Source organism: Algoriphagus pacificus (genome assembly GCF_017254845.1).
In the GTDB taxonomy this organism is placed as follows: Bacteria; Bacteroidota; Bacteroidia; order Cytophagales; family Cyclobacteriaceae; genus Algoriphagus; species Algoriphagus pacificus.
This window is the reverse complement of the sequence record NZ_JAFKCU010000003.1, coordinates 853,766-878,569: the sequence shown is the minus strand read 5'-3', so window position 1 is coordinate 878,569 and position 24,804 is coordinate 853,766. Positions and strand designations below refer to the sequence as shown.

Sequence of the window (24,804 nt, the reverse complement as noted above, 5' to 3'; positions counted from 1 at the left end):
ATGACATCCAAAATGAATAAATACTCTGTAGGGATACTTTTAGTCATTCCAATCCTTTTCATAGGCTGTTCCAATGAAAATGAATTGAGTCCCGAGGAAGCCCGGCAAATTTCCAAAGAAGCCTTTATCTATGGTTTTCCTTTGGTCGTCAATTACAAAACGCTTTACGCAAATGTAATTGATAAAAATTCCGGGGATTACAAAGGGGACCTTAATGAAAAATCCTGTGAGGCCCGATTATTTTCTCCTGAAGATAAAGCTATCGTCACCCCAAATTCTGACACCCCCTATTGTATGTTTTGGAGTGATATCCGAAAGGAACCCATTGTATTTTCAGTTCCCCAGGTTGGTGAAGACCGATATTACAGTTTTCAATTGATTGACCTATTTACCCATAACTTCGCCTACATCGGTTCCTTAACTACAGGCACCGAACCCGGAAGCTATTTGATCGCTTTAGAAGATTGGGAAGGGAAGGTTCCAGAAGGAATCAATAAGGTCATTCGATCTGAGACAGACTTGTTTTTCACCATTGTCCGTACCCAACTTTTTGGTCAGGAGGATTTGAATAAAGTAGCAGCATTGCAAAGCCAATACCGGGTGGAAACCCTTAGTGAGTATTTGGGGAAAACCCCGATTGCCAGAGATCTCGATGCAAACTTCCCAAAGTGGAATGAAGGAGATCAGTTTACTGCAGCGGCATTTACCTATCTGGATTTTGTTTTGGATTTTGTTCAAGTACCGGAGGGAGAAGAATTATTATACCAAAAGTTTAATCGCATAGGAATTGGTACAAAAGAAGGATTCGACTTATCAGGATTTGACTCAAAAATTCAGGAAGCAATTCAGGCTGGTGTCAAAGATGGCTTTTCAGAGATGGAAGCATTCATCCAGGAAAGATCTTCTGACGCTTTGGGAAGCACCAAAATATTTGGTACAAGGGAATTTTTAAATCAGAGTGCCCAGCAGAATTATGGATATGATAATTTTTATCTGATCCGGGCTGTGGGAGCCTATCTTGGTTTGTACGGGAATTCAGCCACCGAAGCGTCTTACCCCATGTACCTGACCGACAATCAAGGTGCGCCCTTGGATGCATCCCAAAACAACTACACTATTACTTTTGATGAAGGTGAATTACCTCCGGTAAATGCGTTTTGGTCGATCACCATGTATGATGGCAAATCTCAACTCTTGGTCGATAATCCCTTGGATAAATACCTCGTAAATTCCACCTCTTTGGATGATTTCAAAAGAGAGGAGAATGGATCTTTGGTTTTTTATGTACAAAATGAATCCCCGGGAGCCGAATTGGAATCCAACTGGCTACCCGCTCCGGACGGACCCTTCTATTGTGTCATGAGACTATATGGCCCGAAAGATGAAATTCTCAGAGGAGAATGGAAAATCCCTGGTATGATAAAAACCGAAGAATGAAAATCTAAAATTCTGTCTTTATGAAAACAACATTGGTGCTTATCCTTTTTCTTGTTTTTGGTTTTGGAGTAACCATAGCCCAGGAGATTTTACCTTTTAAGCCCACACCTACTGCAAGTATCGCAGGTCGAACCATTGATGAATCTATATATAGAAACAGGAATAATATTTCTCACCTTCCTGAGAATGCACCAAATATTTTGATCATTCTTTTGGATGATACGGGGCCTGGACTTCCCGATACCTACGGAGGTGAAGTTCATACACCTACATTTACCAAATTGTCCCAGGAAGGTATTTCATATAACAGATTCCACTCTACGGCAATGTGTTCTCCAACTCGTGCTGCTTTATTGACGGGACGCAACCATACTCGGATTGGAAATGGTCAAATAACTGAGCTTGCCAATGACTGGGATGGATTCAGTGGTCTTATTCCCAAAACTTCAGCTACAGTGGCCGAGGTTTTGAAAAATTATGGATATAGTACTGCTGCATTTGGCAAATGGCATAATACTCCTGGAGGGCAAACTACCCAAGCAGGTCCTTTTGATTACTGGCCGGTGGGATATGGGTTTGAATATTTCTATGGTTTCCTGGCAGGTGAAACATCTCAATATGAACCTACCCTCATCAAAAATACCACCTATGTACATCCTCCCAAATCTCCAGAGGAAGGGTATTCTCTTTCTGAAGATTTAGCAGACAACGCCATAGAATGGATCAGGACTCATCAAGCAATCTATCCCGAAAAGCCATTTCTTATATATTGGGCTCCCGGAGCATCCCATGGACCGCATCAGGTACCAAAGAAATGGAGTGATAAATATAAGGGTAAATTTGATGATGGATGGGATGCCTACAGATACCGTGTTTTCGAAAGACAAAAAGAAACAGGCTGGATTCCTGATAATACCGAATTAACTCCACGCCCAGAAGGATTGGATGCCTGGAGTGATATTCCTGAGAATGAGAAACCTTTTCAACGAAAACTGATGGAGGTTTTTGCAGGTTTTACAGAACAGGCTGACTATGAGGCTGGGCGGATCATCGAAGAACTAGAATCCTTGGAGATAAGAGAAAATACGCTTATTTTTTATATATGGGGAGATAATGGATCAAGTTCTGAAGGCATAAAAGGATCAATAAGTGAAGCGCTTACGCAAAATCAAATCCCTTCTACTGTGGCGGATCATATTCGGACGGCTAATGAATTAGGTGGATTAGAGATATTAGGTACCCCAAAAACAGACAACATGTACCATGCTGGTTGGGCATGGGCAGGATCAACCCCTTTTAAAGGAACAAAGCTTTTGGGAGCTTATTTTGGTGGGACACGACAACCCTTAGTGGTATCTTGGCCTGAAAAAATCAAACCAGACAATCAGATCAGAACTCAATTCCACCATGTGAATGATGTGGTTCCGACTATTTATGATGTTCTGAAAATCCAACATCCTTTGATGGTGAATGGATTTCAACAGATACCTTTTGATGGTACAAGTATGGCGTATTCATTCAATGATGCAGATTCGCCAGGTCAAAAACATACCCAATTTTTCGACATTATGGGTAGCCGAGGAATTTATCATGATGGTTGGTTTGCTGCCACATTTGGTCCCCGGGTTCCGTGGATGACCATTACGCCGGGTCTTGCAGAATGGACTCCCGATAAGGATAATTGGGAATTATACAACTTGGAAGAAGATTTTTCCCAAGCCAATGATTTGGCACAAAGTTATCCTGAAAAGCTTCGAGCAATGAAAGAACAGTTTTTGGTGGAATCCGCCAAAAACAACAATCTACCAATAGGAGGTGGTTTGTACCTTGCCCTTCATCCGGATTCCCTAGCATCAAATCCAGCAACAGAATTTAATTATCCAGGCAATTTTACCCGATTGCCAGAAATTGCGGCTCCCAAATTGGGGACAATTCCAAATAGAATTACAATTGATGTTGATGTACCTCAAAAAGCAAATGGAGTGTTGCTGGCGCTTGGTGGATTTTCAGGTGGATTGAGTTGCTATGTAGTCGATGGAATTCTACACTATGAGTACAATATGATGGAAATCCAACGAACGATAATTAAAGGAAAGACAAAATTACCTACGGGAGATAATAAAATAGTGATAGAGCTTGGTACAGAAAGAAGAGATGATTATGCTTTTTTAAACACAGGTAAAGTCGAAATCGAAGTAAACGGAAAGCCTTATTCATCTGGGGTGGTACCCACTTTGGTAAATTTATCCTTCACATTTAATGAATGTTTGGATATCGGCACAGACCTCGGCTCACCTATATCAGATGTCTATTATGACAAAGCACCGTTTAGTTTTAACGGTCAGATTAAATCTGTAAACGTCCATTATACTAAACAATAGAATCAAAAATGATGACGATGTCTAAGCAAATAAACCGTTTTTTGATCATCTCTTTAAGATGCCTTATCGGTTTTCTTTTTTCTTGTGAGCCAGTTCAAAAAGCCACAATAACTGACGATCCAACGGAAGCAAAAGAAATTGCCAAAGAAGCCTACATTTTTTCCTATCCTCTTTTGATGGGGTATCAGGCTCAATTTTATACCACCATGCCTCAAAGCCCCGGATATCGTGGGCCACTAAATAAAATTTCGAATGATACTATACCTGCGGATCACACAAGAAAGGACGTAGTGTCTATGAATGGGGACACCCCTTATTCAGCTTTTGGAATTGATCTAAGGGCAGAGCCTTTGGTGCTTTCTGTTCCTGACATAGAAGATAGATATTATGTTTTCCAATGTGTGGATCTTTTCACTCACAATTTTGCTTACATAGGTACACGGACAACCGGTACAGAAGGTGGGGACTATTTATTTATTGGACCTAGCTACCAGGGAGAAATTCCAAAAGATAAGTTTTCGGGGGTTTTTCATAGCGAAAGTCAGTTTGTTACAATTATTGGACGGACTCAGCTTAAGGGGAAAGATGATTTATCCAACGTATTGGCTATTCAAAAGCAATATAAACTTCAGCCTTTGAGTGTATTTCAAGGATTCGAGCCAAAACCCTCCTCAGATCTAAATTGGATCCCTTTAAATCCTGAAGAGTTTTCAGATGCCAGGTTTGTAAAATATGTCAATTTTTATCTTACGATGATTGAACCTTTGCACCAAGAAGATTCAGCTTCATTAAATAGGTTTAGGAAAATTGGAATTGAACCGGGAGGGAAATTCGATTCTACTAACTATTCTCCCGAGGTATTAAATTCTATTCATGAAGGGATAAAAGAAGCTCAGAATGCCATTAAGAATAAAGCAGAAAACATCGCTGGGAAAGTAAACGGTTGGAGTATGATGAATGCTTTTGGACCAAGGGAATTTTTTAATCAGGATTGGCTTCTAAGAGCCGCAGCTGTAATGGTTGGGATCTATGGAAATGATAAAATAGAGGCATTTTACCCGATTGCCCATGTTGATATGGATGGAGATATTTTGGACGGAAGTAAGGTTAACTATAAAATACACTTTAACAAAGATCAAATTCCACCTGCCAAATATTTTTGGTCTCTTACGCTTTACAATAAACAAGCGGATGGAGTCGGTGGCTATATGGTTGAAAATGAGATTGACCGCTATTTAATCAACTCCACCACAGAAGGACTTTATTTTGACAAAGAGGGAGGGCTTACAATTTATATTCAAAAAGAAGCTCCTGATTCTGCCAATGAAAAATCAAATTGGTTGCCTGCTCCAAACGAACCGTTCTATTTAATGATGAGGATTTATGGGCCAGAAGAGGTTGCAATGAACGGATCTTGGGAACCTCCAGGTGTAAGTAAAAACATTGAATAATAGAAAAGTAAAACCAATTCCATTAGAGAATTTCGAGATTATTGAAATGGTATATAAATTTTCCGAAAGCCTAAAAATTAAGTTCGAAGATTATCATTTGTTGAATTAATTCTTCTAAACAACCATCTTTTTATATGGATCCATTTAATCAAGCCTTTAGGAATTTTTGTGGATCATTCATTATAATTTTCCTGTTTATACCTGCTTTGTCCAATGCAGCTAGGGTAATTCAAAATCAAAATGAGATCGAAAAAGAATCAGTTGGTAGTGAAAAATTAACGGATATAGAATTTCTGGTTGAACTGAGCCAGCGAATAATTCAAGATAAATCTAGATTAATTTCCCTAAAATCTGATAGTACTAGGCAGGAACCTATTTTTCAAAATACGGCTGTTCAATTTTATCAGATAGACAATTACTTAGACTCCATTAAGAAGATGGAGAGTCCTCCTGTAGACCTTGCTTTTCAAGTCCAGGAATGGGAAAAGTTAAAAGAAGGATTGGAATTTATGTTGCAACGGAGACGTAATCTAAATCAACAGATAAAAATTGTAAAAAGTAAAATTGAAAAAGAAGAAGAGATTTTTGCATTGTCCATGAAGGGGAATTCTTCGATTATAATGGATCTGTTAGAGAGGGGCTCGAACCAATTTATTTCAAAGAATATTTCAAACTTGGATTCTTTAAAATCGGATAGCACATTTTTTAACAAAGAAATATCTATTAATGAAGTTGATAATGAATACAATTGGCGCATTGTCGAGGCTGAAAGGGAGTTGAAGCTATTAAAAGCCAAATTTGATGTGGCTAAAATCAGGTGGTTGTTACTTGAACAACTATCAACCATCAACCAAGATGATCTTGATTTAATGGAATCTTTTTCTTTCAACTCCCAAAAACAACTTGCACATTGGAAATCGACAATTAAACAATTAGAAGTCCAATTAAAAGAACTTCAAAAATCCAATTCAAATCCTAGACTACAGTCGGTTATTGCTAATAGAATTGCCCAGTCTTATGGGTTTATTGGTAAAGTAGATAGCCTAATAGCAAAGGATGATGGTCAAATAACCCAAATAGAAAGTAGGGTATCAAACTTGAACAGTTTAAAAAGCTCGATGACTAATGAGGTGGCTGATGCAACTCGAAAAATTTTGACTCAGAATAGATGGTTGGAATACCTAAGAAGTCCTTTGGCCCCTCATAGAATAATCTCATTCCTTGTAAATACAGGGCCCCGTATCCTAATAATTCTATTAATGTTATTTATGATTTGGTTAGGTGGTAAATGGATAATAGGTCATATACTTAGAGGATTGACCTTTCGTGGGTATAAAACAAAGGAGGATCGAGAAGAACGGTTTGAAACATTAAGTCGAGCAATTCGAAGTGGACTTTCGATAGCTGTGATTTTTATAGGGTTTCTTACGGTTTTATCAGAATTAGGTATCAATGTATCCGTACTCCTAGGCGGCGCAGCTGTTTTTTCTCTGGCTATCGCATTTGGAGCGCAAAGTTTGGTTAAAGATTTTTTCTCTGGATTTATGATCCTTTCTGAAAATCAGTATCGCGTAGGAAATGTGATCAAGATAGATAACATTTCAGGTGTTGTTGAGGACATCAGTTTGCGAACTACTGTTTTACGTGATTTGGAGGGAGTAGCTCATTTTATTCCCCATGGCGAGATTACCAAAGTAAGTAACCTGACTCACAAGTGGTCAAGGGTTTCTCTTGAAATTGGAATTGCCTACAAGGAAAACATTGACCATGTCATGGATGTGATCGTGAAGGTGGCAAAAGGTATGAGGAATGACAATGAATATAAAAACCTGATTACTGATGAGCCGGAAATGTTGGGAGTGGATTCTTTTGCTGACTCTGCAATCATTATCAAAGTTTTGCTAAAGACAAAACCTATGAAACAATGGCTTGTTAAAAGAGAGTTTTTACGGAGGCTTAAAAATCGTTTTGATGAGTTGAATATTGAAATACCCTTTCCTCACCGAACTATATATCACAGGGATTTGCCGAATCAAGATTGATAGTTTTTGAAAGTCTTTTTTGTTTAGTTGAAATGAATGGACTTCTATATTGTAGTTTCAAACACTTGCTAAAATATTTCTTAAATACTTCATATTGATCAAGTGTGGACTTTAATTGGTCTTAAAAATCAGAATAAAATAGAATTTTTTTTCACACTCCTTTTTCCGCCAATTAAGCATGATCCCGTCACAGGAGGCAAGAGACTACGGCATAAAGCCAGCGCTCTTGCCTCGGCTTATTTATTCCGTTTCCTCTTGCAATAGTGCCGGACTCATGCTGGTGCAGCTTCATAAGTATCTGTCAAACTAAAACACAAATGAAAATGAAGAAGCACGTAAAAAATCTGCCAGTTTCCAGGAGAAAAGGATGGGTAGGAAACAGGAAAAGAGACCGACAAATGGATCGGGGAAATGGGTCTGATATTTATCGGAAGTTCACGGATCTGATCTTGGCAAAAATGGAAGAAGGGATTATCCCATGGAGAAAACCCTGGAATGAAATGGGAATGCCTACAAACTACCTGACAAGGAGACCTTATAAAGGAATCAATCTCTGGGTCTTGCTTAGCATGGATCACAAATATCCTTATTATTTAACCTTTAATCAGGTGAATTCATTGGGGGGAAAGGTTAGAAAAGGGGCTAAATCCTGTCCAATCTGTTTTTGGAATTTTAGCTATAGTGATCGGGAAACCGGAAAGAGAATTTCAGAAAAAGAACTTGTATTTTATCCCAAAGAGCAAATTCAAAAGTCCGGGTTTCTTAAAGAATATCGGGTTTTTCCAATTGAACAAATTGAGGGAATTGATTGGGATTTTCTCAAACCGGATGCTGTGTCAAGGGAAGTTTCTATCGATCCATGTGAAAAAATCCTAGAAAACATGCTCCATAAACCCACACTTCGAAACCATGGGAATGAGGCTTACTATCGAGTAGATCTGGATGAAATCACGATGCCGGAAAAGCATTTGTTTGCTAAAATAGAAAGGTATTATGGAGTTTTGTTTCATGAGTTGATCCATTCGACAGGGCATGAATCCAGGTTAAACAGAAAGGGAGTAAGAGAGCCTCATCTGTTTGGGTCCAAAGAATACAGGAAAGAAGAATTGATCGCAGAAATGGGGGCTGGTTTCCTTAACAACCAAACCGGAATACTATCAGAGGACTTATTGGATAATTCTGTTGCCTATATTCAAAACTGGATGGCTGAGTTCAGGAAACACAAGCAGCTGCTAATACATGCAGCACATAAAGCCCAAAAAGCAGTGGAGTACATTTTAATGGATTCTCCATTTTAAAAAGAGGGGAGATATCCCCTTTTTTTGATTGCCTTTCCATGTGAGCTGAGGCTTTAGGGACAGTCCGGCAGTTCTTCCAATAGATTAGTCAAACTCTCTTTTCCTATGGCAAAAAGATGTTTTTCCTGCTCGCCTGAAATTAGGACAGGAATTTCATCACGTTTTTCCAGCAAGTAAAACTCATACTCCCCAGAAAGGATACCATTGATGGCTTCTTTGGTAGAAACTGTCCATTTTTCCCCTGTTCCATTCACTCCTCCGATATGGGTAATTGATCCCTGGAGGGATGTCCTTGATACTTTTTTAGTACAGAGAATCCGAAGTCTTTTCATGAAATAGCTAGTTGGTTTTCTTTAATGGCACTAAAAAAATCTGATCCATTACAGCTATGCAAAAGTAAATGATCTTTTAATTTCTCTTTTGTTTTTGGATTTCTTTTTAAAGCTCTTTAATGATTGATAAGGCAAGGTTTTAAAGTGGTAATTTTTTGTCTGATTTTAGACAATTATGAAAAAAATGGAATATATAAAGTTCCTTAGAACAGAAAATCACAGTTATTTAATATTTTCGAAAAATTTATATCACTTTATTTTAACATTTAATTTACGATGAGAGATTTGATTAAAGAATCAATTTTAGAATTAAAAAATAGTAAGGGTTTTATTTATGTAACAGAAGAAGGGAAACAAATAAGCTTGGAGGAAGCAGCTGCCAAAAAAATTTCAATAACTCCTGTACATCCTAAAGACGAGGTTTTAAAGAAACTAGAAAATGCAGGTCTATTTTTAACAGACACTAAGTTTTTAAACGATCTTAATGAACTGATTTCAATTTTAAGTTTTAAGAAAGTTTCTCCAAATGTTTCAAAAAGAAAACATTTCACGCCAAATGAGAAAAGTAAGATTTTAGAAGAGTGGAAAAAAGTTGAAGCCTTGGGGAAATCAAATAAAAGTGCCTTTGCAGAAGAGATAGGAGTTGGCTACCAAACATTTTTGAATTGGTTAAAGAACTGATCATTAACTCATCCAAATTAAATTCAATGATCATCTTCAATAAAAGTTTTTGAAGATGATCATTTTAAACTTGATTAATTCCATTGTCTATCTATTCTGAAACGGCACTTAAAACAAGCCTAATTTTTATTCAGATTTTCTTTTTGAATTGCATCATTTTGTAAATGAGAGACTGAACGTTTAGGGTTGGAAACCAATGAAAAGGGCTATTTCTGTTTACTTTTGCAGGCCCCAGCTTCTTCTGCGAAAAAATATTTTGATTTAGGAATGTTATGTCCAGTTTTCTTAGGTTTTTAAAAAGCCTGACTCCAGTTTCTATTGTTATTGTTTTCTATCAATGGAATTAAATGATGTGTTTAATCCAAAAATCGAGATTGTTCCGAGTAGGATTTCTTAATCCTCACTTAATATATGTTAGTTTTTGTTACATAGAATTATTCACTACTATATATTGGTTTGCACTAATCTTATGCTTGTTTTTTGGCGAGTTTCTATTTTTATCGGGTATAGTACCTCCAATTCCTTTTACACTACAGCCTGATTGAAAACCTAATTTAATTTTCTTCTTTTTGCTGATTCTAACATATTAAATCAAATTTTCCTCAGGATTTAAGGTCATTTAATTTTTTTTGCCCCTTTATTAGGCCAATAAATAGTGAATGGGAAATTTTAAATTTTGCTTCCCATTTACTATAAATAGCTTTGGAAATCTTATTTTTTTATTCCGGGATAAAGGGTGCTCTCAGGTAATTCTATGGAAAGGTTTAAAAGGTATTTGACAACTGAAGCCACATCCACAAGCCCCATTTCCTGTATTTCGACATTTTCTTTGATTCCTGCTCCCCAGGCTATAAAGCCTGTTTCAATCTCATCAAAATCCGGAAAATAACCATGGGTTCCTCCTTTTGCAGGTTTCAGTACTGCACCGTTGCTTGCGCCTGAAAAACTGATTCCTTGAATAGGAGCAAGGGCCAACACGGCATTGGGGTCAGCCCCGATTTGATCCAATTCTTCTCTATTAACGACTCTGAAGAGTTTTTTGATTGAAGAGGGTAATTCTTCCAATAGCTTTTCTACGTCTTTTATTGTCTTTTGGTCATTGGGATCTTTGAGATGTAAAAATGCAGAGGCTCCACTGGTGTGAAATGTTGCTTTCCAGTTGCCTCTGTCTTTTTTGTCTTCCATTAAACCGGCATTCACCAGCCAGACATTAGGAGAAATTGAGCTATGGATGTTGACGAATCCATGATCACCCGTGATGATAAAAGTAGTTTTATCCTGGATTCCGGCACGAGCGGCAGATTCCATGATTTTACCTATTGCCCGGTCAATTGCAGCAATTGATTTATAGACCATTGGACCTTCCCTGCCTTCATTGTGTTGGAAATGATCTGCTGCAATCAGGTGGATGGTCATCAGATTTGGTCGGTAGGTTTCCAAAACATATCCTGCCATTTCACCGGTTCTGTCTTCCCGGTTTAAATAGTCCCCATTGAATGTTCTTTCATTCATTTTGCCTAAAACATTCAATTCCATTTCAGCCAATAATCCTTTTGGGTTTTCCATTTCCCGCATGGGTTCTATTCTTCCTCCATCTCCAAGACTCCAATATTCAGGCAGATTATAATCTATCGGAGCATTGACAGAAACTGGCCATAGAAAACTGGCACTGGTCAACCCATCTTTTCTTACCGCATGCCATAGGGTAGGTACTTGGATTAATTCTGTTTCCCAATACCATTTTCCGGTTTGTCCTTCGGGTTCGAATGGTGCATTGTAATAAATGCCATGTTTGGCAGGAGGATATCCTGTAATCACTGTGGTATGAGAAGGGTAGGTTACGGAAGGAAAAACTCCTGTTACACCCAATGATCGAGCACCTTCTTTGGCCATGGCCTGAAGGTTCGGAGCTGGCCACTTTTCTTCCAAATAGAAGTTCGGTCTGAACCCATCAATGGAAATCAGGATCACGTGTTCAGAAGGACTTTTTGTTTGAGCTTTTACATTTGAAAAGCTTATGACTAGGAATAGAATTAGGATCCCTAAGCTTGTATTGATTGTTGAAAATATATTTTTCATTGGAATGTTGAATAAGAAAGAGCCACCGACTCATAAAAGAATCAGTAGCTCTTCTAAGGTGTTTTTAGAAAAAGATGCGGCCTGAAATCTGTAATTGGTAAGGGGTTCCTCCTGGAGTAGTAACTCCTACATTGGGATTTACTTGATATTCATAGGCTTTTTTTACAGGATCAAAATTTCTGATGGTCAATAGATTTTGATTTCCTAAAGTCTTGGATGTACCCCATTCTTTATTCAACAAATTGGCTACGTTGAAGATGTCAAGTCCCAGTTCTACTCCGGATTTTCTCGACCCTGAGAAAAATACTTTTTTGGTGGCTCTTAAATCCCAGTTTCCAAAATATCCATTGACTCCTCCATTTCTCACTGCCACTTTTCCTAGGCTTTCACGGATATAATCTTTGGCCAAATTATCAGGGTTGGCCAACACATTGTTCATCGCTTCAGCCATTGTTTCTGAAACTCCGGGAGCTGAAGGATCAAATACGAATGCAAGGTCGTTTGAATTCACAAAGTCTCCATTGACATTGCCGTTGACACGCAAGGAATAGCGGGTTCCTCCGATTCCTGAATAGCGGACCCCCACAGTAAATCCTTTAAAGGAGGGAAGGGTTCCATAGACAACTACCTTGGTTCTATATTGCCCATTGGAATAACTCATCATAGATAGATCTCTTGGATCATCAACGACCATCTGGCTTAAAGTGGCACTGTTGGCCACATTACCATTATAGGAGGTATTGTCTTTACTGTCATTCCAAGTGTAACTTGCTGTGATCTGACCATCTCTGAAATACCGATAAGTTCCATCAATCACCATTGTATAGGTGTTGTTTTTACCTTCGCTGTTCAGCTCTAAGACTCTTCCGATTTGATCTGTTTTTCTACCTTTTGTCCAATCTGCATTTCCATTGGAGGTACTGATGGTTTCCGCAGGGACATATACTCCACGGTCAGCTTCTTCTGAAAGTCTGAAATAAGGTTGGTCTACCATATTTCTATCTACATACATGTAGTTGTTCCTTGCCAATGAGGCGATAAAGTTGACTCCCAGACGTAATCTGTCATTGAATACCCTGTTGTACATAACATTTCCTTTATAAACGGTTGGGACCTTCAGGTCTTCACTGTTCATATTGATGGTAGTTACCGGGGTGATTCCAGGCTGATTTAATAAATCAACCCCTGGTGCTGTACTAGGATCATTTCTGTAGGATTCAAAGTTGGGGGTCGGAACATTTATACCGGTTACATCAATGGCAAAAATCTTGGTTCCATCGAATTGCAGGTTGTTTACATCAGAATAATTATTGAGTGCAGAACCAAAAACCCCCGCTCCAATACGGATGATATTCTGTTGCTTTTCCTGGATATCCCATGTGAATTGGAATCGAGGTTGTACCTGAAATCCTCCTGTTTTTACATCAGTTCTTAGGCCTAATTCATCAAATACTGTCTGATTAAATGTTGGGCTGTTTTTGTAACTGGTATAATCTCCTCTGAGTCCTAGAACAAGGTTCATTCCATTGCCAAGGTCCGTATCGGCCTGAGCATAGATTCCTCCTCCAAAAATGGACTGTTCTACAGTAGGATCTTCAGTAGCCACTTCTCTTGCATAGCGATATGGCTTTAGGTTCTCAAAATTGTCTAATCCGGTGAAATAGAATCTACCATTGAATTCGCTGGTTGCCAATGATGTCAGGTTGTTTAGCAACAAGTCTGCACCAAACGTAAAGTTGGTTTTCCCTTTGGTGTAATACAGGTTATTGACCAATTGGTAAACATGGGATTCAAAGCGTTCAGGAAGATATCTTTGTCCGCCTAATTGGATAGTGGTATTGACGGTATTTCCATCAACTTCTGATTCCACCCGTTGAACGATAGCCCTCGGAATATTGCTGCTTGGCAATTGGGCATTGGGTCTACCATCATCCAAGGTATAGAGGTATTGTAGTTTCAATTCATTGGTTAATGTGGAATTGATTTCCGTTCGCAGGGATGCCATAAGACTATTGGCAGTGGATAAATGGTCTCCGTATACTTCGTATAGGTTGATGGAGCTGTTATCAGAAACACCTTGGCTATTCAGATCTCTGGAGAAATTATTCCGGATGGATAGGAGATTTGTTTTGTTGATCTGATAATCGATTCTGGCAAATGCAGTATGGGAATAGCGCTTTTTACCAAAACTTCCTGTTTGAGGAGAGTCTGCCAGTCCGTAATGATCTCTACCTATTTGAAGGTATCTGTCCAAAGATTCTTGAGATAGGTTGTATCTGTTTTCATCTTCGGGAGTTCTGATGTCAGCGATATATAAGGGTCTTGCATCTCTCTGGCCATCATATGCCAGGAAAAAATGCATTTTGTCTTTAATTATCGGTCCTCCTAAAGTGACTCCGTATTGCTGAATGGAGAATTCATCCTCTCTTTTGTTTCCTCTTGTATCATATTTGCTGGCAAGCCAATCTGCACGATTGAATAGAAAAGCAGAGCCATGAACCGTATTTGTTCCGGTCTTGGTAACTGCACTGATAATCCCGCCACCACTTCGCCCATTGGTGACATCATAATCATTAGTGACCACTTCAAACTCTCTGATCGCTTCCATGGAAATGGAAAATGGGCCACGGTTGGTTGATCCACTGGAAAGAGGACTTCTATTTGTCATCCCATCAATAGTATAGTTCGTAGAGGAATACAATTGACCCAAAAGATTACTCCCATTGGATACAGGAGATAGATCTACCAGGGAATTGAAATTTCTCCCGTTCACAGGTAAAGTGGCCATATCCTTGGCTGTTACCGCCGTAGAGCTTCCAAACCTATCGATACTGTTGCTAAAGGAATTGGCTGTCACGGTGACCTCATTAAGACTCTGTGATTCTTCTGAAAGGACAATGTCCAATTTGATGGTTTCTCCTTGGTTAAGTGAATAACCAGTGAAGACTTTGGTTCCGTAACCCATGTAGGTACAGGTGACAGAGTAATCCGTGCCTAAAGGAAGCTGGTTAACATTGTATGAGCCAGTGAGATTGGTTACTGTCGCGGCTGTAAAACCAGTCAATTCATTTTTGATCAATAGGGTGGCACCAATCAATGGCTCACCACTTGGATCTTTGACAGTTCCCGAGAAAGAGGCATTGGTTGCCTGGGAAAAAACGTGGGTTCGAATTCCCAAAAGCAAGGAAATACAAAAGATCCCTCGGATTAGATGGGTAGAAATTTTTGAACTCATAGTGTTTGAATAATGGTTTAATTTTGATTCAAAACTAGGAGCCTGCTGAAGCCTTACATGTTAAAATTTAACATGTGAAAGAGGCGTAACAGAATGTTAACAATTGAAAAATATGGACGTTTTTCTTGGATTTTTAAGGCCTAAAGGGGCAAATGAAGTAAGGGGAAATGCTTACTTTTTTTTCAGCTTTGAGGTACTTGCAACTGTCTGTCTACTGACTCCAATCAAGTCTCCTAAATCTTTTTGGGTAAGCAAATCCATTAAAACAAAAGAAGCACCATGGGCATCCTTGATTGTCAGGTCAAAGTAGGTGTTCAGAAACGTCAGTTTTTCTTGAGCCTTTTTTTCATGAAGCTTTTTAAGCTTTTTCTCTGCACTGCACCAACGTTTGACCAGATAGGAAATAAACCATTCCGATACTTCGGGTCCTTGTAAGACCATTTGTTTGAAGAATTCCCGATTGTAAATTCTTATCCTTGTGTCCACCAGGGCTTTGGAAAACTCAAAAAACTGATTGTTGAGATATTTTAGATCCCCAAAAAAATCATGCTTAGAGAGTACATCAAAAGTAAATTCCTCTCCATCATCCGTGTAGCTCCCCAATTTTACCGCACCTTCCAGGATTTCATACATGTATAGATGCTCGGAGGCAGGGTCATAGATATATTCGTTTTTCTTGACAAGGATTTCCCTTATTTTCCCGAATGACTCATTTGAAGGCAAATTGGCCAGGAAATCAAAAAAATTAAACCCTAGATAAGATTCATTGACAGGACGAACTGGTATGGACATGGTAGAAGTTATTTTCTTCTCAAAAATACCTAAATAGGTAGGGCTATAGGTTAAGTCAAAATGAAGTATTCCTTAAGTTTGTATTTGATTTTCTATTTGAATTATGATTCATTGAATATGAAACAATTTTCTTTTTATTTATAAAACATATAGTCGAGGATTTTCAAAAGATTTTGAATGATTATTAGGTAATAGAATTTTTATTTAAGGTGTCTTGGAACTTCACCATCCATTTTTTTCCACTGTTTGGTGAATAATTTCCGCACCAATAGTTTTGCAGAAACGCCAACAGCAGCAGTTACCGCTGCATATACAACTACTTCGGCAAAAGAGGCCTTATCAGATTCTGGATTTTTGGGAGCAGGATCTCCAGTTAATGCTGTATAACGATTGTCTACTGCTGATTTTGCTAATGCAGCCATTCCAATAGAAAGTACTGCTGAAAGAATATTAAATTTATTTTTGGATAGTTTCATATCATCTTTTATAATATAAAACAAACTCCATGCTTAACCTTCCTGGGTTGCTAGAGCGGATTTAAACTGAGATGGAGGGACAGCTTTGAAAAGACTTCAATGTATTATCAGGTTCCGCTGATCACCAGCTTGGAAGCCACACTAGATGATTTAAGAAAGTTACATTATCATCGCATTTCAGATTAGCTACCCACACTTTCCTTGAATAAAGATGTCACTAGCTCTAGGGTTAAAGGCTTATTTTGCGCTTTTTCCCTGAGGGTATCAAAGGCGTACCTAAAGTCACATCCTTCTTTGTATGCACTACATCCATACGCTGTTTTACCTCTTATTATGGTGCCCTTTCTGCACAAGGGGCAGGAAATGACTGGAGGACTTTTCTTGGAAGAGTTAGCTACTTTCTTTTCTTCCAAAACGAGTTGAAATTCATCATTGAAACGTACCAATCCTTCCTTAGCTCCTGTCGATGTTTTAAACCCTTTTAAGTTGACTGTAGCACCTTTCTGGACCAGGCGTAAATACTGATTCTCCGAAATGGTCTTTCCTTCAAATGAAAAAGGAATTAAAAAGTTGCATCCGGTTTTATAGGCACTGCATCCATAACTGGATTTTCCTTTTAGGAGCGTTCCTTGCTTGCATTTGGGACAAGTATGTCCTACGAGTGCAGTTGGAGGTGATGGCTTTTCTTTTTCCGGAACTTTGGCTTCAGTGGGGTGGGCTATTTTTATGTAGTTTTGCTCGTTAAGCACTTCGTAGACCAAATGCTCTACCATGCTTTTCATATTCTTCACAAAAGAACCTGCATTGAAATTCCCTTTTTCTATTTCCTTCAATTGTTTTTCCCACTGACCGGTCAGTTCCGCGGAGGTCAGCAGTTCATTCTTAATGATATCGATCAATTGCACTCCTGTTGCTGTGGGCAAAATTTGCTTTTTGTTCCTTTCGATGTACTGTCTCCTGAAGAGTGTTTCAATGATATTTGCCCGGGTGGAAGGACGGCCAATGCCATTTTCCTTCATTAATTCCCGCAACTCTTCATCGTCAACCTGTTTACCGGCAGTTTCCATCCCTCTCAACAAGGTAGCTTCGGTATAGTGCTTTGGTGGCTTGGTTTCTTTCTCCAGGAAAGTAGGTTCATGCGGCCCTTTTTCTCCTTTTTTAAATATCGGGAGCTCGTCTTTCTCCTTTTTGGCTTTCCCGTCAGCAGTTTCAAAAACTACCCTCCAACCTTTTTCCAAGATTACTTTTCCGGTTGTTTTAAAAGGAACTGTATCAACCTTTCCTAATACAATGGTATTGTCTACCGAACAGTCATTATAAAACACCGCAATAAATCGCCTAACGACAATGTCGTATACTTTGAGTTGATTCCCATGCAAACTGCTTTGCATACCGGTAGGGATGATGGCATGGTGATCAGTTACTTTTTTATCATTAAAAACCTTGGTTGACTTTTTTAATTTTTTGCCTAAAATCGGTTGAGTCAACGAGGTGTAATTCGTTAACTTTTCCAGGATACCCGGTGCCTTTGGGTAAATATCGTTTGGTAAAAAGGTGGTATCAACTCTGGGGTAGGTGATTAATTTTTGTTCGTATAGTTGCTGGGCTATTTTAAGTGTTTCTTCTGCAGAAAGTCCAAATTTGGTATTGCAATACACCTGTAGTCCAGTCAAGTCAAATAGCTTTGGAGCATATTCTTTCCCTTTTTTCTTTTCAATGGAGACCACTTCAAAGTCATGTTCTTTGACCACCTTGGCAAAGGCCTCTCCATCTTCTTTCTTTAAAAATTTTCCTTCCTCATACGCAAAGGTTGCCTCTCTATACACCGTCTGCAATTCCCAATAGGGTTGTGGTTGGAAATTTTGAATTTCTTTAAACCGGTTAACAATCATGGCCAGGGTAGGTGTTTGGACTCTTCCTATGGAGAGTACCTGTTTGTATCCACCATGCTTTACCGTATACAGACGCGTGGCATTAATTCCTAGCAACCAATCGCCAATTGCCCTGGAATATCCGGCATAATATAGATTGTCATACTTGGAAGATGGCTGCAATTTATCAAAGCCCTCTTTGATAGCCTCAGTAGTCAATGATGAAATCCATAGCCGTTTGACTTCCCCTTTATATTCCGCCTGTTCAATTACCCATCGTTGAATCAGTTCTCCCTCTTGGCCGGCATCACCACAGTTGATCACAAGTGTGGCTGAGTCAAAAAGTTTTTTTACGATGCTAAATTGCTTCTGGATTCCTGGGTTATTTACAATTTTAGTTTTGAACTTTTCAGGAAGCATGGGGAGTTGACTGAGGCTCCAACTTTTCCAATGGGGTTCGTAATCGTTCGGCTCTAATAAGGTACAAAAGTGTCCAAAAGTATAGGTTACGCTATATCCATTCCCTTCATAGTACCCATCATGCCTGTTATCAGCTCCCAGGACTGAGGCGATTTCACGGGCGACACTAGGTTTTTCAGCAATACAAACGATCATCAAAGGCAAAACTAGTATAAATAGGGTAGAGGGAGCTGTCTTTTGGCGCAATTACCCACTAGAAAACAAAGTAATTCCTAAGAGCCAATGGATTAAAAATTATACATCCATATCTTAATTAAAACCAACTTTTGAGTAGGTTTAAAATGATAAACTAGAGTATTTTTTTAATGGCTATCAAAGGGATCAGAACTTTTTCTAAATCAGTTAATGTAATTTCATGAAAACCAGTCACCCAATTGTTTCTTAAGTTGTATTAAATGGTCTACGCCCATCGGTTTTTCCCAATAATCAATGACCATGGGATATTCTGAGCATTTATCCTTGTCCGTCTTGCTCAGGGATGAGGTTAAAATTATTACCTTGATATCCAATAAATTGACACGCATCTGTAGCTCGTCTAAAAAATCCCAGCCATTCATTTCAGGCATGTTGATATCTAAAAAAATCAGAATCTTTTGGCCCTCACTGTCCAAGGAAACGATGGATTCTAAAGCTGCTTTCGGATCAAAAAATGTCTGTATACCTTCACTTACCAGTTGTGATTTGACTAGAATTTTATGAAGGAATACCGTTGTTTTATCGTCGTCTATAATAAATACCATATAGGGGATTAATTTTCATTGTTTTTAATGTTTTCGGACATAGAATGGGTATTCCTAACAATTTGGTCGAGTTGCTCAAGCGTTTTTAAAAGCTCCTGCTCCAACTCGTCTTTACTAAGATCTATTTCCTGAAAATCTATATTTTGGCTAAGTAACTGTGATATTCCCATTGCTTTGGTCAACGGAGCCCTTACCAAATGAGATTGATGCCAGGTGATATCAATTAGTACTTTGTTCTTACGCTCTATTTCACTCAATGCTTTTTTTAGTTTCCCGTTGGCGTTGCTCAATTCAGCCGTTCTTTGATTTACCATACTTTCAAGCTTTCTTTTCATCCTTATTGTATAATAATACTTCACGATGAAGTAGAAAAGAATCCCTATAGCTATCAATACTAAAATTTTGAAAGCTAGACTTTCAAACAAAGTCGCTTTTACCTGGATGGGCAAAGAATATATCTGTTCAATTTTTCCGTGGGTAAGTACTTTTACTTGAAGGGTATAATTACCAGGCTTTAAACCGGTAAAATTTAGTAGCCTATTTTCATTGATGGGGTGCCATTCCTCCGAGGTTTTGCTGATTCGATAGAAAAATGAATACCTATCCGGACTTTCTATGTCAATCAGGCTAAAGGTTACCTGAAAAATCCGCTCTCCTTTGGGAATGACAATTTCATTTTCTATATCGATTTTTTGACCACCAACCTGAACGTAATCCCAAGTGAAGAGGAAATCCTTGGACTCTTCATCTTTTAATGATGAACTTTGAATGATTCCAACCCCTTCAACAGTGGGGATCCAGATTTCACCAGAATAGTCTTTTAATGCCGAAGGAAAAATCAAGCCATTAGTCTCCGAATTGGGCATCCCATGGCTATCATCGTAATAGTTGTTGCCAATGAAAAAATCCTTTTCGGTATTGTTTTTGAACTTTTCTAGCTCGGAATTTGGGAAGTATTGAACTCCAAAATTATTAGTAGTCCAAATACCAGATTTGTCATCAGCAATGATACTGAATACACTACGTGATTTAAGCCCATTTTGCTTTTTCAAAATCTTAAATTCTCCCCGTTGGTAAAGCACTATGCCTCCGTGGGTAGCAAACCACAGGTCTCCAGCATCATCTTCATACATGCTGTATATAAGGTTTTCGCTCATGGGTAAGGGCAAGGATTGATTTTCAATTAATTGTTCATTTTCAAACCTAAAAAATCCTTCATTGACAGATCCGATCAGTACTTGTTTGTTATCCAGTTCCATGATACTTATAAAACTGGTCCTGGAATATCTTTCGGGCAATTCTACTTGGTGAAAACTGCCCTTTTCATCGATGTAATGAATACCACCGGCACGGGTCAGGATCCAAAGCCAATTTTTTGAATCACGGAAGATGGCATAGACGTAATTGCTTTGAAGTCCATTTTCCTTTGTTAGGTAACCGATGATTTGACCTTTTTGCTGATCAATAATTGATACCCCAGCAATGCTTCCCACATAAACTTTTCTGTTGGCAGATCCTATAGTATTGACTCTATTTTGTAATAAGCCGTCACTATCCTTCCAGGAATTTATTTTTCCATTCTTTAACCGGTAAATTCCATCTGACTTGGTTCCTATCCAAATGCTGCTATCGGAAGTCTGATAGATTGGCTTGATGTTTTTTTCCTTTAAAACTTCCCTGTTCAATTGCTTGATTTTAGCGGGTTTTACAATTGCAAATCCCTTACCCAAAGTACCTAGGTAAAGATTTTCTTTTTCCTTGATTATTTTTCTAACAGTATATGTTTGAAGTTCTGGGTAATAAACCTGTGTGGTATTTCCATCTGTCAATTTAATTAGTCCGCTTTCAATGGAGCTAGCCCAGATTGAATTTTCCGAATCTACTATGAGACTTGGTGGGTAGATCATATTTGACTGCTTAAAAGAATGTATATTTTCCAGACGGTAATCCTCATCTAATTGGAAGATCCCTTCATCATCAGCATACACATAAATCCTATTTGAATTGCCGAAAATTTTTAGTGCAGAAAAATCCTTCCTCGTGACCAATTTTACTTGACTTGTCTGTTGGTTTAGTTCATATATTCCTTTTGAGGTTCCCACTAATAAGATTGAGGTTTTCAATTGATAAAATCCGAATATTTCAAGTGGTACATCGGGGTTCCAAAAGGGTAGAGCTGTGAATGTTCCATTATCCAAAGAAAAAATCTGACCTTTTTGATTTCCTATTAGTAAACCACCATTTCCATTTTCAGCTATTGCCCTGATTAAAGCATTATCAGTTATTTCGGAGCAGTCGATAACTGTTTTGATGTTTTTGTTTAGTAATGCAATACTCCGGTCTCCAGCCGCCCAAATACCTTCAGCAGTTTTGAAAAAATTGTAATAAGTCTGTTCAAGCATTTCCGGGTTTCGATCCTGGTCAAACACTGTTAGAATTTTCCCGTCAAACCTGGCTAAACCTTCCTCAGTTGCAGTCCATAAATACCCAAAATTGTCCATTTCCATGGCAAAAACTGCATTTTGGGGCAAGCCTTTGGAGTTATTCCAAATTTCCATCACATAGTTCTGGGCAACTTCAGGGTTTTCAAATGAAGTACTTGGTCCCGATTGGGAAAATACAGGTTGCTTTGCAAAAAGGAACAAAAACAGCAAATAGCAGAAAAATTTAAGCGAAACCTTCGTCATCAAAATTTTAAATTTTAGAAAGGTTGGAATTTAACCATCTTAAGAATTTCTGAAGAGGATAGACCATACAAATTAACTTAGGAATTGATGCATTTTATAGTTTTTCTTTGATAAAAAGGAATTATGAAATTATAAGTTCATTTTTTGGACTGTTTATGAGACCTATCTATAAATATGTCAGTATTTATTAATTTTTTATGGTATTTCCCAGATAAATTATAACCACATTATTAATTTATTTGAGATTTTTTTTCCTTTATTAAGTTGTAGAGCCTTGGATTACAGTGATTTAAAATTTTTGTTATGCATTATTTTAGACAAAAAAATATCATTGTTATGTGGCTTAAATTTTACAATCAATTTCTATTTATCTGATTATTTTAAGCCAATCCTTTTTCCTTTAAATTACATACAATCCATATCTTGGTTTCTATAATTTGGATGTCACTTTGTTCTCGAACCGGATAGTGAAAATAAAATCAAAAAATCACGAGGTCACTAGAATTCAATAGGAAGAGAAAATCAGTTTTTTTTTTAACAAATTGAATCAGCCTATAGATGATTATTAAATCTGATCTGAAAACTAGATTGATTGGTTTTTTAAAACTGTAAGTAAGTGTTCCCTCTTTAACTTCGTGATTTTATATTTTAGTGGGGGGTATAGAAATTGATTTTCTCAAGTATAGACGGTTCTGGATCCCAACTTGCGAAAATGTCAAAATTCGAGTTTGCAATATCCAAGAATTTGTGGTGGCAAGGGGAGGAAAAATTAGGGTTAATTCATCCTTTGGTGTAGGGGCGAGTTTCTGGGTCACATTTTCCATAAGCGAATTGACCTAATACAAGTATTGACTTGAATAAAATGTCGGACTACCAATGAAAAGAAGTTGAAAATGCAAGAATAGAATGAATGCTTTTCAGTCTGATAGAAAGGTTTAAAGCTCCCATTTTATAGGCCATAAATAATATTTTTGTTAGTTCCTTTTTAAGTCTACTCTTGGAAGCCACGCCTATTTAACAAATTACCAATGTTTTTATCGTTGGAAAATTATGCTGATTAAATACCTTTGGCGGATGAAATTCGATTTGAAGTATTTAAACAGAATTGCATTCTGGATTAGTACCCTGGGGATTTTTGCCATCATTTCTGATTTTGGTTTTTTTCAGGAAAGGGCAACCCAACGATTCTTTGATGGGTTTTTCTTTTTTGTTCTTGCTGTTGGTATTGTTTCAACTGTCTCCCGATATCTCAGTAAAAAGAGGAAAATCAGGAAGAAAGTATTTGTATTTGATTTACTTTCAATTGGATTCACTTTGTGGATCTACTACATGTATCTTTTTGTTGGAGTTCCTTTTGAAACGGATTTGCTCCTTGAGAATCCAATCTGGGTCAGGGTAGCCGTGCTGGCAACATTCATTAGGGAGTTTTCTGAATTAAAAGTAGTTTACAACAGGACTTTTTTGAATCCTGCGCAGTTATTTGTCGGAAGTTTTTTCCTGATCATCTTTTTTGGTGCGGGAATGCTGATGTTGCCAAATGCCACCCATGAAGGGTTATCCTTTGTAGACGCGCTTTTTACTTCTACCAGTGCAGTATGCGTTACAGGATTGATTGTGGTGGACACAGGAAGCTATTTCACTGAATTTGGGCAAGTAATTATCATGTTGCTTATACAAATAGGAGGATTGGGTATTTTGACTTTCGCCAGCTATTTCAGTTATTTTTTTAGTGGTGGGGCCACCTATGAGAATCAGTTGGTATTGGGGGATATGAATAATTCAAAGAAGTTGGGAGAGGTTTATTCAACCTTGAAAAATGTGATCTTGATTACCTTTGGAATTGAATTTTTCTCCGCAGTTTTAATCTTTTTTAGTTTGGATACGCAGAATTTCCCTCCCCAATTAAGCAAGGTCTTTTTCTCTGCATTCCATGCTATTTCCGCATTTTGTAATGCAGGTTTTTCAACCTTACCAAACAGCTTGTATGAATCCGGGTTTAAATTTAACTACGCTCTTCATCTCATAGTTATTGCCACGTTTGTACTGGGTGGACTGGGGTTTTCCATTGTTTCAAATATTTTAAATTACCTGAAGTATAAATCAAAAAGGGTTTTATTCAAGAACAAGAATTTTGAATCCAGACCATGGGTTTTAAACATAAACAGCAGGATTAATTTAATTACCACGGCCTGTATTTCACTGGTTGCCTTTGTGCTATTTTTCGTGTTGGAATTTCATAATACCCTGGAGGAACATAGTTGGTTTGGAAAAATTGTGACCGCCTTATTTGGTGCAACCACACCCAGAACAGCAGGATTTAATTCAATAGATCCTGCAGCCATGCTTTTTCCCACTACCATGATGGTTTTTTTATTAATGTGGATTGGAGCTTCTCCGGTATCTACAGGAGGTGGGATAAAGACAAGTACGTTCGCAATTGCCACTTTGAATATTTTAAGTCTGGCAAAAGGAAAAACCAGGCTGGAGGTCTTTAGAAGAGAAATAGCTGATATCTCCGTTAAAAGGGCATTTGCAACGATTTCTCTTTCCCTAATCATCATTGGTTTAGGGATAATGTTAATTTCTATATTCGACAGTAGAATGAATTTGAAGGATATTGCCTTTGAATGCTTCTCTGCCTACAGTACAGTTGGATTAAGTTTAGGAATCACAGCTTCTCTTTCCGAACCCAGCAAATTGGTTTTAGTAGTCATCATGTTTGTAGGTCGGGTAAGTATGCTATCAATCGTCATTGCTGTCTTCAATAAGGTGAAGCATAAAAACTATCGCTACCCAACAGAAGAAATCACTATTAACTAAAA

The 24,804-nt window shown here is 38.0% G+C and carries 15 protein-coding genes; 7 read left to right on the top strand and 8 right to left on the bottom strand.

Annotated features, from left to right (window positions below; translation table 11 throughout):
- From J0A69_RS16205 to J0A69_RS16185, 5 genes are all read left to right on the top strand, one after another.
- Entirely contained in the window at positions 1–1,437 is a 1,437-nt protein-coding gene (locus J0A69_RS16205) for a DUF1254 domain-containing protein (protein WP_206587638.1), read from the top strand.
- Positions 1,438–1,457: 20 nt separating this feature from the next.
- Complete coding sequence (locus J0A69_RS16200; RefSeq protein ID WP_206587637.1) at positions 1,458–3,818, top strand: arylsulfatase; 2,361 nt, start codon at positions 1,458–1,460, stop codon at positions 3,816–3,818.
- Between the two features lie 17 nt (positions 3,819–3,835).
- The gene (locus J0A69_RS16195) at positions 3,836–5,269 is read left to right on the top strand and encodes a DUF1254 domain-containing protein (protein WP_236032923.1); all 1,434 of its coding nucleotides are present in this window, start codon (positions 3,836–3,838) and stop codon (positions 5,267–5,269) included.
- Positions 5,270–5,403: 134 nt separating this feature from the next.
- The gene (locus J0A69_RS16190; protein ID WP_206587636.1) at positions 5,404–7,311 is read left to right on the top strand and encodes a mechanosensitive ion channel domain-containing protein; all 1,908 of its coding nucleotides are present in this window, start codon (positions 5,404–5,406) and stop codon (positions 7,309–7,311) included.
- Positions 7,312–7,634: 323 nt separating this feature from the next.
- The gene (locus tag J0A69_RS16185; RefSeq protein WP_206587635.1) at positions 7,635–8,609 is read left to right on the top strand and encodes an ArdC family protein; all 975 of its coding nucleotides are present in this window, start codon (positions 7,635–7,637) and stop codon (positions 8,607–8,609) included.
- A 53-nt stretch (positions 8,610–8,662) separates the two neighbouring features.
- Here J0A69_RS16185 and J0A69_RS16180 read toward each other — a convergent pair whose 3' ends face one another.
- Positions 8,663–8,941: a DUF3892 domain-containing protein gene (locus tag J0A69_RS16180; protein ID WP_206587634.1), complete on the bottom strand. Its 279-nt coding sequence runs from the start codon at positions 8,939–8,941 to the stop codon at positions 8,663–8,665.
- A gap of 276 nt (positions 8,942–9,217) precedes the next feature.
- On the opposite strand from J0A69_RS16180, the gene J0A69_RS16175 reads away from it, so the two are divergent.
- Entirely contained in the window at positions 9,218–9,622 is a 405-nt protein-coding gene (locus J0A69_RS16175) for a hypothetical protein (protein WP_206587633.1), read from the top strand.
- Positions 9,623–10,333: 711 nt separating this feature from the next.
- Here J0A69_RS16175 and J0A69_RS16170 read toward each other — a convergent pair.
- From J0A69_RS16170 to J0A69_RS16140, 7 genes are all read right to left on the bottom strand, one after another.
- A complete protein-coding gene (locus J0A69_RS16170) occupies positions 10,334–11,701 on the bottom strand; it encodes an alkaline phosphatase family protein (RefSeq protein WP_206587632.1) in 1,368 nt (455 codons plus the stop codon).
- Between the two features lie 64 nt (positions 11,702–11,765).
- A complete protein-coding gene (locus J0A69_RS16165; protein WP_206587631.1) occupies positions 11,766–14,936 on the bottom strand; it encodes a TonB-dependent receptor in 3,171 nt (1,056 codons plus the stop codon).
- A gap of 171 nt (positions 14,937–15,107) precedes the next feature.
- Positions 15,108–15,728, bottom strand: a complete 621-nt coding sequence (locus J0A69_RS16160; RefSeq protein WP_206587630.1) for a Crp/Fnr family transcriptional regulator — start codon at positions 15,726–15,728, stop codon at positions 15,108–15,110.
- Positions 15,729–15,928: 200 nt separating this feature from the next.
- Entirely contained in the window at positions 15,929–16,204 is a 276-nt protein-coding gene (locus tag J0A69_RS16155) for a DUF4235 domain-containing protein (protein WP_206587629.1), read from the bottom strand.
- Positions 16,205–16,386: 182 nt separating this feature from the next.
- Complete coding sequence (locus J0A69_RS16150; protein WP_206587628.1) at positions 16,387–18,690, bottom strand: type IA DNA topoisomerase; 2,304 nt, start codon at positions 18,688–18,690, stop codon at positions 16,387–16,389.
- Positions 18,691–18,908: 218 nt separating this feature from the next.
- Positions 18,909–19,295 carry a response regulator gene (locus J0A69_RS16145; protein WP_206587627.1) on the bottom strand — a complete coding sequence of 129 codons (387 nt, stop codon included), beginning with the start codon at positions 19,293–19,295 and terminating at the stop codon, positions 18,909–18,911.
- Positions 19,296–19,303: 8 nt separating this feature from the next.
- Positions 19,304–21,982, bottom strand: a complete 2,679-nt coding sequence (locus tag J0A69_RS16140; RefSeq protein ID WP_206587626.1) for a ligand-binding sensor domain-containing protein — start codon at positions 21,980–21,982, stop codon at positions 19,304–19,306.
- A 1,074-nt stretch (positions 21,983–23,056) separates the two neighbouring features.
- Here J0A69_RS16140 and J0A69_RS16135 point away from each other — a divergent pair.
- Positions 23,057–24,802: a TrkH family potassium uptake protein gene (locus tag J0A69_RS16135; RefSeq protein ID WP_206587625.1), complete on the top strand. Its 1,746-nt coding sequence runs from the start codon at positions 23,057–23,059 to the stop codon at positions 24,800–24,802.
- The last annotated feature ends 2 nt before the right edge of the window (positions 24,803–24,804 follow it).

Excerpts from the sequence above, each read along its gene's own strand:
- J0A69_RS16205 (WP_206587638.1), top strand. The coding sequence starts at position 1 with ATGACATCCAAAATGAATAAATACTCTGTAGGGATACTTTTAGTCATT.
- J0A69_RS16200 (WP_206587637.1), top strand. The coding sequence starts at position 1,458 with ATGAAAACAACATTGGTGCTTATCCTTTTTCTTGTTTTTGGTTTTGGA.
- J0A69_RS16195 (WP_236032923.1), top strand. The coding sequence starts at position 3,836 with ATGTCTAAGCAAATAAACCGTTTTTTGATCATCTCTTTAAGATGCCTT.
- J0A69_RS16190 (WP_206587636.1), top strand. The coding sequence starts at position 5,404 with ATGGATCCATTTAATCAAGCCTTTAGGAATTTTTGTGGATCATTCATT.
- J0A69_RS16185 (WP_206587635.1), top strand. The coding sequence starts at position 7,635 with ATGAAGAAGCACGTAAAAAATCTGCCAGTTTCCAGGAGAAAAGGATGG.
- J0A69_RS16180 (WP_206587634.1), bottom strand. The coding sequence starts at position 8,941 with ATGAAAAGACTTCGGATTCTCTGTACTAAAAAAGTATCAAGGACATCC.
- J0A69_RS16175 (WP_206587633.1), top strand. The coding sequence starts at position 9,218 with ATGAGAGATTTGATTAAAGAATCAATTTTAGAATTAAAAAATAGTAAG.
- J0A69_RS16170 (WP_206587632.1), bottom strand. The coding sequence starts at position 11,701 with ATGAAAAATATATTTTCAACAATCAATACAAGCTTAGGGATCCTAATT.
- J0A69_RS16165 (WP_206587631.1), bottom strand. The coding sequence starts at position 14,936 with ATGAGTTCAAAAATTTCTACCCATCTAATCCGAGGGATCTTTTGTATT.
- J0A69_RS16160 (WP_206587630.1), bottom strand. The coding sequence starts at position 15,728 with ATGTCCATACCAGTTCGTCCTGTCAATGAATCTTATCTAGGGTTTAAT.
- J0A69_RS16155 (WP_206587629.1), bottom strand. The coding sequence starts at position 16,204 with ATGAAACTATCCAAAAATAAATTTAATATTCTTTCAGCAGTACTTTCT.
- J0A69_RS16150 (WP_206587628.1), bottom strand. The coding sequence starts at position 18,690 with ATGATCGTTTGTATTGCTGAAAAACCTAGTGTCGCCCGTGAAATCGCC.
- J0A69_RS16145 (WP_206587627.1), bottom strand. The coding sequence starts at position 19,295 with ATGGTATTTATTATAGACGACGATAAAACAACGGTATTCCTTCATAAA.
- J0A69_RS16140 (WP_206587626.1), bottom strand. The coding sequence starts at position 21,982 with ATGACGAAGGTTTCGCTTAAATTTTTCTGCTATTTGCTGTTTTTGTTC.
- J0A69_RS16135 (WP_206587625.1), top strand. The coding sequence starts at position 23,057 with ATGAAATTCGATTTGAAGTATTTAAACAGAATTGCATTCTGGATTAGT.